A 10,495-nucleotide genomic window follows, 5' to 3' on the forward strand; every position below is an offset into this window, starting at 1 on the left:
TTTTGTTTCCAGGAGCGGCCCGCGCATGCGCATCATCGGTGCCGAAAAGGGTCCGGCGCCATTCGGCGTCCGGACGATGTCCCGCTGCCGCCCATACTTGGCCGGGGCCAAATGCGGAAGATTCGGACATATCCGCTCTTTTCAGTGGATAAATCTTTAATCCGAGCAATAAGATTGTTAATGCAGAGCAAAATGGAGTCGTGACTGTTTGCCCGCCCACCGACCCGGAAATGACATTCCGTGGATGAGCCTTCAGCAGCCGTCCAAGATCTGTTTCCCGGCAATCCGGAAAACGCCGAGAACGGGGCAACCGATCCTTTAGGGGGAAAACGCAATGCCCAAGCTCAAGAGTGTTATCGCAGGCCTCGCCTTCAGCACGGCGCTGACCGGCGGCATGGTCAGCGCGGGCGCGGCGACGACCGCGGCCAACGCCGCCACCCAGGTCACCAGCGGCACGTCCGTCCTCGCGTCGGACGGCTGGGGCTGGGGCCGTCACCACCACCGCTACGGTCGTCACCACCAGCGCTGCAACAGGGGCCACCACGGTGGCGGCGGCTGGGGCTGGGGCTGGGGCGGCCACCGGCGCAACCGTAGCGGCAACATCTGCATCGTCATCCGCAACGACAACCACAACATCAACGACGGCCAGGAGCACCACCACCACCAGCGCCGTGACGGGCAGAACTGGTAACAAAGTCCGTGCGTTGATGGCGCAGGGATGAGCGCCCGCCATTAGTGCGGGTTCTCGGGAGCGGTCCGCTTTCTCGCGCGGTTCGGCCTGAGGCTTTCATTTCTCCTCGTCTCCACGGCAACTCGGTGAGGGCTCCCTCGGCAACAGCCGGGGAGCCCTCGCTGCGTCATTTTCGAACCATTGTCACTGCCGCCGGGAATCGCCGTCCCGGCTTTTCGCCGTGGGCGCCGTGCTGTTCATTGCCCCACGGAAATGCCTCGTGTCGGGCAAAACCCGGTAAGTCCGGTTTGTCGCGCTTTCTGCTGGAAATATGCCTCGTACGGATGAAATGCAAGTCGTCATCCGAGTCGCTGTACGGACCATTCGCTTTGACGCGGACAGTTCTGCGGCGGCTGAACGGGGCAATCGATCCTTTAGGGGGAAAGCGCAATGCCCAAGCTCAAGAGTGTCATCGCAGGACTCGCCATCAGCACCGCTCTGACCGGAGGCGTGGTGAGCGCGGGAGCGGCCACCACCACGGCGAGCGCCGTCGCGGCCACCCAGGTCAGCGCCGGCACGACAGTCCTGACCGGACACGGTTGCGGCTGGCGCCGCTGCGGCGGATGGGGCTGGGGGTGGAACCGCGGCAAGCGCTGGGGTCGCCACCACCACGGCCCGGGCCGCATCAGGATCGTCATCATCAACAGGAACCACAACCACAACGGTGTTGATCACCACAGGTGGTAGCACCCCTGGCACGGCCTGAACCCGCCGCGCGCCCGGCGCGCCGGCGAGGAGTCCGCCCAGAGTGATGAACCACCCGGGCGATGAGCTCAGGCACACCACCGAGTGCCCGCATTCACCGGCAGACGACGCCGGCCCTCCACACCGAGGACCGGAAGTCCACCCGCCGAATGCGGGCACTCACCACGTCCGCCCCCACCGCACCTCCTGAACCCGCGTCACGTCGTCGCCCTCCACGCTCCGCCGACGAGCACCGGCCCCGCCCGACCCGTACGGGCACTCAGCACGTCCTCCCCCTCCCACCGAAGACCTACACGGCCGATGCGAACGCCCCAGCACGTCCGTCCCCCCTACACCGAAGGCGCGCGCGGCCGATGCGAGCGTTCGGCGCCTCCCCTCCGCCGGATGTCCACCCGGCGGCCAAAGGCACCTGGCGGGTGTCCGCTGCACATGCGGACCCACCGTCCGCCACACAGGGGCGGAGTCTGTGCGCGACGGTGGTCCACGGTGTCCCACGGTGGCCCACGGTGCGGGGATCGGCCGTCGTGAGGTCCGGGTCGCGAGCCGGACCACCCCGCCTCCGCGCGACCTCGCCGGGCGGCTCCCCGCCACGCCGTGCCGCGCACGTGCGTCACCCTCACAGCGACGTCCTCGCCGCCATGAAGTGCCGACGCCTCTTCCGGGCGGACGCTCCCCCGCGCACGTACGCGGGCACGTCCGAGCCGCCCTCACCCACAAAGGCGAGCGCTCTTTTCGCGGGTGTGCGAATAACAGGATGAGGACCCCCCGGCAAACACCGGAGAGTCCTCACCTGAATACCGCTAGGAGAAAGGAATAGCATTCCGTATAAAACTACGGACCCCACTCCCGAACGGCCACCGATTAACGAGTGGTGTCCACGTGCCGCTCGTGCCTCGGGAAGACGTTGCGGTTGTAGTTGCGGTTGTGGATCTTAACCCTGACGCGGAACTTGTGGTGGCCACGGCGCCATCCCCAGCCGCCACGGTTCCAGCCCCAGCCGCCGCAGCGGCGCCAGGCCCAGCCACCGCCGCAGCCGTTGGTGAGGACGGACGTGCCGGTGCTGACCTGGGTGGCGGCGTCGGCGGTCGCAGCGGTTGTGGCCGCTCCCGCGCTCACCACACCGCCGGCCAGCGCGGTGCTGACGGCGAGGCCTGCTAGTACGCTCTTGAGCTTGGGCATTGCGTATTCCCCCTAAAGGATCGATTGCCCCGTTCTCGACGTTTCCGGATAACCAGAAACAAATCTTGGACGCCCGCTGAAGAGTCATCCACAAGCTGTCATTTCCGGCAGATTGCCTAGCAAACAGGCACGACTCCATTTTGCTCTGCATTAACAATCTTATTACTTGCATTAAAGGGCTATACAATGAAGTAACACGAATTATCCTGATATGTCCTATTTGGTGATCGACACAGCAGCGCCGCCGGGGTGATCGCGGTCGGCTTGCCCCTGGCCGATCCCGGGCCTCCCAGGCCGGTCTCCGGCCGGTCCTCTCGCCGATCCCCGGCCGGGGCGCACCGGGTCGCATCGACCTCCGGGCACAGCTCAGCGACCCGTCACACGGCGCCAAGGCGGCCTGCACAGCCGTAGGGACGCGGCCGTACACACAAGCGGCCTACGCGGCCGTACAAGGATGGAAACAGGCCCGCACCACAGCAGGGCCCAGTGAGACAAGCCGGCAGCACAGCCGGCCCTTCGAGAAAGCTCCTAAGCGGACTTGCGGGTCTTGCGCTTGGCGGGAGTCTTCTCCTCGCTCTTGGGCTTCCCGGCCGCCGCCTTCTTCGGCTTGGCCGGCGCCCCTTCGCGCTCGCGCTTGGCGGCCTCCACGCTCGCCCGAAGCGCCGCCATGAGGTCCACCGCGGGCCCGGCCTCCTCTTCCTCCTGGGCCGGGACGACCTCCTTGCCCGCCACCTTGGCCTCGATCACCTGCTGCAGCGCCTCGCGGTAGGTGTCGTGGTATTCACTGGGGTCGAAGTCCGACTCCATGGTGGTGATGAGGGACTCGGCCATCTTGAGCTCCTGGGCGCGTACCTCGATGTCCTCTTCCAGGAAGCCGAAGTCGGGCGTGCGGATCTCGTCCGGCCAGAGCATGGTCTCCAGGACGAACACGCCGTCCCTGACCCGCAGCGTCGCCAGCGACTCGCGCTGGCGCAGCGCCACCTTGACCACCGCGACCTGGCCCGAGCTCTCCAGGGCGTTGCGCAGCAGCACGTACGGCTTCGCCCCCTGCGCGTCGGGCTCCAGGTAGTACGACTTGGCGAAGTAGATGGGGTCGATCTGCTCGGCGGGGGCGAACTGGAGCACGTCGATGCGGCGCGACGTGCTCAGGGGCAGGCCCTCGAAGTCCTCGTCGGTGAGCACGACCATCTCGCCGGAGGCCAGTTCGTAGCCCTTCGCGATGTCGGCGTACGGGACCTCCTCGCCGTCCAGCGTGCACACGCGCTTGTAGCGGATCCTGCCGCCGTCCTCGCGGTGCACCTGGTGGAAGGAGACGTCCTTCTGTTCTGTCGCGGAGTAGAGCTTGACCGGGATCGTCACCAGTCCGAAGGAGATCGCACCTTTCCAGATGCTGCGCATGGACACTCCTCAGCTCTCATTAGCTCACCTTTGGGCACATACCCGTCATGGGGCAACCAATGCCATACCCAATCGAACCGATGCTGGCCGTACCTGGGGGGCTACCCTCCGACCGCGATCTGTACGGTCTGGAGGTCAAGTGGGACGGCATCCGGGCCCTGCTGCACCTCGACGGCGGTGTGCGGCTGACGGGCAGGCACGGGGTGGAGTACACCCGTCGTTATCCGGAAATATCCGGCTTCGGGATCAAGAACGTGGTCATCGACGGGGAGCTCGTGGCGCTGGACCCCCGAGGCCGGCCCAGTTTCGTCCGGCTCCAGCACCGTATGCACCTGACCGACCCTGAGCCGGCCGTGCTGCGGCTGTACCCGATCACGTACATGCCGTTCGACCTGCTCTATCTCGATGGGATGCCGCTCTTCGACCTCACCTACCGCGACCGCCGCGCGCTGCTCGACGAGCTGGACATCGGCGCGGCCCCCTACTTCCCCGGTGACTCCGACCTGCTGAGCGCCACGTACGAGCAGGGGCTCGAAGGCGTGGTCGCCAAACGGCTCGACTCGCCCTACCGGGCGGGCACCCGGTCGCCGTGGTGGATCAAGGTGAAGAACCTGACCACCCGCGAGGTCGTGATCGGCGGCTGGAAGCCGGGCAAGGGGCGCCGCTCGGGAGGCATCGGGTCGCTGCTCATGGGCGTGTTCACGGACGACGGGCTGACGTACGTCGGGCACGTCGGCACGGGGTTCACCGACGCCGTGCTCGACGATCTGTACCGGATGCTGCGGCCCCTGGAGATCCCGCGCAGCCCGTTCCGCAACGAGGTTCCGTGGAGAAATCGGTGGGTTAGGCCAGATCTGGTCGGGGAGGTGGCCTACACGATGTGGACCGACGAGCGGCGGCTGCGCCACCCCGTGTGGCGCGGTCTGCGCCCCGACAAGCTCCCCGCGGAGGTCACGCCATGAAGGTGCCGGTCAAGGTGGACGGCCGCGAGCTGACGCTGAGCAATCTGGACAAGGTCCTCTATCCCGAGTACGGCTTCACCAAGGCCGAGATCATCGACTACTACAGCCGCGTCGCGCCTGTCCTGCTGCCGCACCTCCAAGGCCGGCCGCTGACCGTCAAGCGCTACCCCAACGGCGTCACCGGCCAGTCCTTCTTCGAGAAGAACGCCCCCGACCACACCCCCGGCTGGGTCAGGCGGGCGAACCTGCCCGTGCCCGGCAGCACCAAGAACCGCGAGACCATCGACTTCGCGATCGTGGACGATCTGCCCACGCTCATCTATTACGCCAACCTCGCCGCACTCGAACTGCACGTCCCCCAGTGGCGCGTGGACGAGGACGGCCAGGCGCTGCCGCCCGACACGCTCGTCTTCGACCTCGACCCCGGCCCGCCCGCGACGATCGTCGAGTGCACGCGCGTGGCGCTCATGCTGCGCGAGACGCTGAAGGAGGAGGGTCTCACGGCCGTGCCCAAGACCAGCGGCAACAAGGGCATGCAGCTGTACGCGGACTGGGACCGCCGCGAGGAGCCCTCCGCGTACGCCAAGAGGCTGGCCCAGCTCCTGGCCAAGGAGCATCCCGGCGAGATCGTCAGCGTGATGACCAGGAAACTGCGCCCGGGGAAGGTGTTCATCGACTGGAGCCAGAACAACCCGGCCAAGACCACCGTCGCGCCCTACTCCCTGCGGGCCAGGGAGCGGCCCACGGTGTCGACGCCGCTCACGTGGAAAGAGGTGGAGAGCTGCGAAGACCCCCATGACCTGGATTTCACCGCGCCCGACGTACTCGCCAGAGTGGAGAAGCGCGGCGACCTTTTCCGCCGGGCGTAGGCTGGGTGCGTCCACACCGAGAGGGGACCGAGATGTCGGAGATGGACATTCGCGGGGATGAGCGGGCCTACATCGAGGAGGAAGAGGCAGAAGTGCCGATCGACGAGGGGGAACTGTCCATCGAGACGCCCGAGGCGGACGCCGCCGAGCAGCAGCGCGAGCTGGGCGCACAGACCGGCAGGCTGCGCCGTGAGCTGCCGCTCGACGTCGATCCCGCCGACGCGGCCGACCAGGACCGCGAGGTGGATCTCGACGACGACGACTACCGCTGAGCTGGGCTGATGCCGGCGATGTGCGCGACGGACGACCGGCGATGAGCGTTGTCACCGGGCCGTGGCCGACGCGCACGTAGGATGTCCGCACAGTCCGCTGAGAGCAATGGAGACCCGCGTGACCGCAACCCCGGATGCCAAACCCCGGGGCACCCGGCTGCCCCGTCTGGCCCGCCGCCGGCAACTCCTGAGCGCTGCGCAGGAAGTGTTCGTGGAGAACGGCTATCACGCGGCCGCCATGGACGAGATCGCCGATCGGGCCGGGGTCAGCAAGCCGGTGCTCTACCAGCACTTCCCCGGCAAGCTGGAGCTCTATCTGGCGCTGCTCGACCTGCACGTCGAGGACATGGTCAACCGGTGCAGGGAGGCGCTGGCCTCCACGCAGGAGAACAAACTGCGCGTGCAGGCCACGTTCAGCGCGTTCTTCGACTTCGTCTCCAGCCAGGGTGAGGCGTTCCGCCTGGTCTTCGAGTCCGACCTGCGCAACGTCGCGCCCGTACGCCAGCGGGTCGAGCGCTCGCTCAGCCAGTGCGCGGAGATGGTCAGCGAGCTCATCCAGGAGGACACCGGCTGCACCAGCGACGAGGCGCACCTGCTCGGGGTCGGGCTGGTCGGCATGGCCGAGGTGAGCGCCCGCTACTGGGTCACCACCCAGGGCTCGATTCCGAAGGACGCGGCCGAGCAGCTCATGGCCCGGCTGGCCTGGCGCGGCATCAGCGGTTTTCCGCGTACGGCATAACCCGTTCGCTGGCCGCGATCATTCACCCTTTTCACCGGCCTGAGCGGTCACGATGGGAGAGTGAGCCAGCCTGTCGACTAGGGAGCCACCAATGGAAGTCAAGATCGGCGTACGGTCCGTACACCGCGAACTCGTTGTCGAGACCGACCTCACCGCCGAGCAGGTCGAGGAGGAGATCAGAAACGCGCTGGCCGTCGATCGCGGCGGCGTCTTCTCGATCACCGACGTGAAGGGCAGGCGAGTGCTGGTGCCGGTGGCCTCGCTGGGGTTCATCGAGATCGGCGAGGACGAAGCCCGTCCGGTCGGCTTCGGCGGCACGCTTTAACGACTTGTCGGCAGGGGTGCGGCCCGACCGCCGTACCCCTGCGTCCGTGCCATGCCAGTTCCGGCGCGTCCTCAACGTACGCCGGCCCGAGGTCAGCCTCCGCCCTTGAGACGGCCGGACCTGCCACGGTGAGCGGACAACCGGGCCGCATCGGCTTCGCCATGGGCGAGCCAGGCCGCACGTGAGCGCGGCCGCACGTCAGCCGGGGGGCCGTAGGTGAGCCGGGCCGTAGATGAGCCGGCCGCGCGGCGTTGCCGTGGGCGGGTGGCGTGGCGGGGTGGGTCAGTGGTGGGTGACGGGTCGGGCGAGTTCGCAGGCGCGGGGCCATCGGCGCCGGGGGACGCACGCCCGTCCCGATTCGGTCGCCGGGCATCCCGCGCTCCCCCTCCGCAACACCGCGCGCGAGGTCCAGCGATTCGGCCCACATCTGGTCAAGGAACTGCCGTAGCGGCGCGAGGCCCTCATGTCTGCACGCTACAGCCGTTTCGTGCCCTCGCGCCGCCCGATGACCAGACCCGCCGCAGAACAAACCACACAACAGCCGCACAATCCTCGCAGGACAACCCACGCAACAGCCACACGACCCTCACCCGACAGCCGCAGCCCGGGCCAGCCCGACCCGGCCAGTGTGACCGTCACCGCGACCGCGCACAGCCGCCCGGGCGACCATCACCGCGAGCGCGTTCAGGCACCCACGCGACCCGCGAGCCGGTACAGCGAGCACTGCGACCTCCCCCGACCGGCGGGGGGAAAGAATCAGAGGCCCATGGCGGTCATGCGTTTGTTGTGGGCCTCGGTCAGCCTTGCGAAAAGCCGGGAAAGGTCGGTCTGTCCCTCCCCCAGCGACTCCATCAGCAGCATGGCCAGCTCCGGCCGCGCGGAGGCCACCTGCTGCCCCTGGCTGAGCGCCTCCCCGACGAGCCGGCGCGCCCACAGCGCCAGCCGCCCGGCCGCCGTCGGCTCGGCCTCGATGCCCGCCCTGACCCGCTCGACCGCGAACTGCGAGCGCTCCTCGTCCACCAGCACCTCGTCCACCAGCTTGGCGATCGAGGGGTCGAGGTGCCTGGCCGCCTCCCGGTAGAAGTCGAGCGCGATGCCGTCTCCCACGTACGTCTTGACCAGCGCCTGCAGCCAGTCGGCCGGCCTCGTCTGCGCGTGCCAGGCGTCCAGCGCGGCCACGAACGGCGCCATCGCCGCGTCGGGATCGGCGCCGAGCTCGCCCAGCCGGTCGCGCAGGAGGCGGAAGTGGGCGTACTCGGTCACGGCCAGCTCGCTCAGCGCGGCCCGGTCGGCCAGCGAGGGCGCCAGGGTGGCGGCGTCCTCGGTCATCCGCTCGTAGGCACTGAGCTCCGCATAGGCCAGCACGCCGAGCAGATCGACGACTCCAGGAGACTCGTTCATGGAAGGCAGCGTACTTCGGTGAATCTACGGGAACATACGCAAGCTCGGCCAGCGTTGTGGTATCGAGTACACTGCTCTGTGAAAGTGCGACCGCACTGTGTTAATTCGGGGGAATCCCCCGATAATAACCCCCGATTCCCCGGGTGCGCGGTCGCGATGACGCGAGAGGGCTGGCTCTACCGCGAGGACCCACGACACGGGGGCTGTTTTCCGCCCGTCGGTCCCGGCAGGCCCGCCTTCATTTGAGACTGAGGCAGGCCACGCTGACGACTTTCCGAGACCTCGGAGTCACACCAGAGATCGCCGATGCCCTCGAGACCGAGGGCATCGTCACACCGTTCCCCATCCAAGAGATGGCGCTCCCGCTCGCCCTGAGCGGCCAGGACCTGATCGGCCAGGCCCGCACAGGCACGGGAAAGACCCTCGCGTTCGGCATCGCGATGCTCCAGAGCATCGGCAAGCCACGCAAAAACCGCAAGAAGCCCCGCGGGCTGGTCATCGTGCCGACCCGCGAGCTGGCCGTGCAGGTCAGCGAGGACCTCGTGACCGCGGCCGGCAAGCTCGGCTCCCGGGTCCTGACCGTGTACGGCGGCCGTGCGTACGAGCCGCAGATCGAGGCGCTCAAGGCCGGGGTCGACGTGATCGTCGGCACCCCCGGCCGCCTGCTCGACCTGGTCAAGCAGAAGCACCTCGACCTGAGTCAGGTCACCGCCCTCGTGCTCGACGAGGCCGACCGCATGCTCGACCTGGGCTTCCTTCCTGACATCGAGCGGATCTTCAAGCTGATCCCGGCGCAGCGGCAGACGATGCTGTTCTCGGCGACCATGCCGGGCGAGATCGTCTCGCTGTCGCGCAAATACCTCAACCGTCCGACGCACGTACGCGCCGAGATGGAGAGCGGCGAGGGCGAGGCCACCCCGCAGGTGCGCCAGATCGTGTGGCGCGCCCACCGGATGGACAAGATCGAGATCGTCGCGCGGCTGCTGCAGGCCGAGGGCCGCGGGCTCACCATGGTCTTCTGTGAGACCAAGCGGGCCTGCGACATGGTCGCCGAGCAGCTCGACACGCGCGGCTTCGCGGTCGCGGCCGTCCACGGCGACCTCGGCCAGGGCCAGCGCGAGCAGGCCCTGCGGGCGTTCCGCAACGGCAAGATCGACGTGCTCGTGGCCACCGACGTGGCGGCCCGCGGCATCGACATCGACGACGTCACCCACGTGGTCAACTACGACTGCCCCACCGACGACAAGACCTACGTGCACCGCATCGGCCGCACCGGCCGGGCCGGGCGCACGGGCATCTCGGTCACGTTCGTGGAGTGGGAGGAGCTGACCCGCTGGAAGATGATCAACCAGATGCTCGGCCTGGAGTTCGCCGAGCCCGAGGAGACCTACTCCACCTCGCCGCACGTCTATTCCGAGCTGAACATCCCCAAGGGCACCAAGGGCGTCCTGCCGCACGCCAGCCGATCACGCGCCGGTCTGTCCGCGGAGCGCATCGAGGACCTCGGTGAGACCGGCCGGATCCGCACCCGTGGCGGACGCCGCCGGGAAGAGCGCGAGGAGCGCCCTGCCCGCACGCCGCGCCAGCCCCGCCGCACCCGCGGCGGACGGGAGCTGGCGGAGAACGCACCCGTCGAGAGGCCGGAGGTCGAACCTGTGAATGCCAAGACGGACGAGACTCCGGCGATCTTCACGGCGGACGAGGTCCAGGCCGCGGCCGAGCCGAAGCGCACCCGCACCCGCAGGGGCGCCGCGTCCTCGGCCATCGAGCAGGCGCTCGCCGAGGCTCCCGAGTCTCCGGTCGCGGACACCCGCGCGCAGCCGACCGACGCCGACGAGGTCACGGAGGCGCCCGCCAGGCGCACCCGTACCCGCAGGACGGTTTCTGACGTTCCCGCCGACGAGGTCGCGGAGGC

General features: G+C 68.2%; 11 protein-coding genes. 8 read left to right on the plus strand and 3 right to left on the minus strand.

Annotation, left to right across the window (positions count from 1 at the left end; translation table 11 throughout):
* The first annotated feature begins 334 nt into the window (after positions 1 to 334).
* Both ABFX54_RS37145 and ABFX54_RS37150 read left to right on the plus strand, forming a co-directional pair.
* The gene (locus tag ABFX54_RS37145) at positions 335 to 691 is read left to right on the plus strand and encodes a hypothetical protein (RefSeq protein ID WP_346111419.1); all 357 of its coding nucleotides are present in this window, start codon (positions 335 to 337) and stop codon (positions 689 to 691) included.
* Between the two features lie 429 nt (positions 692 to 1,120).
* On the plus strand, positions 1,121 to 1,417 hold the full coding sequence (locus ABFX54_RS37150) for a hypothetical protein (protein ID WP_346111420.1): 297 nt from the start codon (positions 1,121 to 1,123) through the stop codon (positions 1,415 to 1,417).
* A gap of 879 nt (positions 1,418 to 2,296) precedes the next feature.
* On the opposite strand, the gene ABFX54_RS37155 is transcribed toward ABFX54_RS37150, so the two are convergent.
* Together ABFX54_RS37155 and ku are read right to left on the minus strand one after the other, a co-directional pair.
* Positions 2,297 to 2,614 (minus strand): hypothetical protein, encoded by a 318-nt coding sequence (locus tag ABFX54_RS37155; protein WP_346111421.1) that lies wholly within the window; start codon positions 2,612 to 2,614, stop codon positions 2,297 to 2,299.
* A 528-nt stretch (positions 2,615 to 3,142) separates the two neighbouring features.
* On the minus strand, positions 3,143 to 4,012 hold the full coding sequence (gene ku, locus ABFX54_RS37160; RefSeq protein WP_346111422.1) for a non-homologous end joining protein Ku: 870 nt from the start codon (positions 4,010 to 4,012) through the stop codon (positions 3,143 to 3,145).
* Positions 4,013 to 4,092: 80 nt separating this feature from the next.
* On the opposite strand from ku, the gene ligD (ABFX54_RS37165) reads away from it, so the two are divergent.
* The 5 genes from ligD (ABFX54_RS37165) (at position 4,093) to ABFX54_RS37185 (ending at position 7,179) form a co-directional block, all read left to right on the plus strand.
* Positions 4,093 to 4,974, plus strand: coding sequence for a non-homologous end-joining DNA ligase (gene ligD / locus ABFX54_RS37165; protein WP_346111423.1), 882 nt, complete (start codon positions 4,093 to 4,095; stop codon positions 4,972 to 4,974).
* Positions 4,971 to 5,843 (plus strand): non-homologous end-joining DNA ligase, encoded by an 873-nt coding sequence (gene ligD / locus ABFX54_RS37170; protein WP_346111424.1) that lies wholly within the window; start codon positions 4,971 to 4,973, stop codon positions 5,841 to 5,843. Before ligD (ABFX54_RS37165) ends, ligD (ABFX54_RS37170) begins: the two co-directional genes overlap by 4 nt.
* 41 nt (positions 5,844 to 5,884) lie before the next feature.
* Positions 5,885 to 6,115: a hypothetical protein gene (locus ABFX54_RS37175; RefSeq protein ID WP_346111425.1), complete on the plus strand. Its 231-nt coding sequence runs from the start codon at positions 5,885 to 5,887 to the stop codon at positions 6,113 to 6,115.
* A 118-nt stretch (positions 6,116 to 6,233) separates the two neighbouring features.
* Positions 6,234 to 6,854, plus strand: coding sequence for a TetR/AcrR family transcriptional regulator (locus tag ABFX54_RS37180; RefSeq protein ID WP_346111426.1), 621 nt, complete (start codon positions 6,234 to 6,236; stop codon positions 6,852 to 6,854).
* Between the two features lie 91 nt (positions 6,855 to 6,945).
* Positions 6,946 to 7,179 carry a DUF3107 domain-containing protein gene (locus ABFX54_RS37185; protein WP_346111427.1) on the plus strand — a complete coding sequence of 78 codons (234 nt, stop codon included), beginning with the start codon at positions 6,946 to 6,948 and terminating at the stop codon, positions 7,177 to 7,179.
* Between the two features lie 756 nt (positions 7,180 to 7,935).
* Here the strand turns inward: ABFX54_RS37185 and ABFX54_RS37190 are convergent.
* Complete coding sequence (locus tag ABFX54_RS37190) at positions 7,936 to 8,580, minus strand: ferritin-like fold-containing protein (protein ID WP_346111429.1); 645 nt, start codon at positions 8,578 to 8,580, stop codon at positions 7,936 to 7,938.
* A gap of 353 nt (positions 8,581 to 8,933) precedes the next feature.
* Here ABFX54_RS37190 and ABFX54_RS37195 point away from each other — a divergent pair.
* On the plus strand, positions 8,934 to 10,495 hold a 1,562-nt coding region (locus ABFX54_RS37195; RefSeq protein WP_346111430.1), incomplete at its 3' end, for a DEAD/DEAH box helicase.

The sequence above is a fragment of the Nonomuraea maheshkhaliensis genome (assembly GCF_039529435.1).
Classification (GTDB): Bacteria; Actinomycetota; Actinomycetes; order Streptosporangiales; family Streptosporangiaceae; genus Nonomuraea; species Nonomuraea maheshkhaliensis.